The organism is Mesorhizobium sp. M7A.F.Ca.CA.002.04.1.1, assembly GCF_004022805.1.
In the GTDB taxonomy this organism is placed as follows: Bacteria; Pseudomonadota; Alphaproteobacteria; order Rhizobiales; family Rhizobiaceae; genus Mesorhizobium; species Mesorhizobium ciceri.
On the sequence record NZ_RZPL01001205.1, the window covers coordinates 1 to 772 of the forward strand.

At 61.8% G+C, this 772-nt stretch carries 1 protein-coding gene; it reads left to right on the plus strand.

Going from position 1 to position 772, the window contains the following annotated elements; translation table 11 throughout:
* The coding region (locus ENZ75_RS33320; protein WP_164888249.1) for an aldo/keto reductase at positions 1–717 on the plus strand (717 nt) is incomplete at its 5' end.
* Between the last annotated feature and the right edge of the window lie 55 nt (positions 718–772).

The following is a 772-nucleotide window of genomic DNA, read 5'->3' on the forward strand; positions in this document are numbered from 1 at the left end:
GGCTATCGCCTGATCGACACCGCCGAAGGCTATCAGAACGAGGAAGGGGTCGGAGAGGCGATCCGCAGTGCCGGCGTGCCGCGGGCTGAGCTGTTCATCACCTCGAAACTGCGCAACGGCGCGCACCAGCGCGATGCGGCCTTGCGCGCCTTCGACGAGACGATGGAGAAGCTCGGCGTCGAACAGATCGACCTGTTCCTGATCCACTGGCCTGTGCCCAGCCAGGACAAATATGTCGAGGCCTGGAAGACGCTGGTCGAACTCAGGCAGGCCGGCCGCATCAAATCGATCGGCGTTTCGAACTTCAACCAGGACCATCTGGAGCGGATCATCGGCGAGACCGGTGTGACGCCCGTCGTCAACCAGATCGAGCTGCATCCCCAGTTCCAGCAGCGCGGTGTCAGGGACTTTCATGCCAAGCACGACATCCGTATCGAAAGCTGGAGCCCTCTGGGCAGCGGCCGGCTGCTCGGCGATCCGACCATTGCAGGCATCGCCAAAAAACATGGCAAGTCCGTCGCACAGGCGATCATCCGCTGGCATCTCCAGGAGGGGCTGATCGTCATTCCAAAGTCGATCCGCAGGGATCGCATCGCCGCCAATTTCGATGTCTTCGATTTCGAACTGGATGCGCAGGACCTGCAGACGATCCGCGGCATGGATTCGCCCGAGGGCCGCAACGGACCCAACCCCGCCACAGCCGCGTTCCTGTTCTGAGAGGCAAGTTTTAACGAGCTGGCAACGAAACTGCTAATCTCCCCCACGAGGGGGG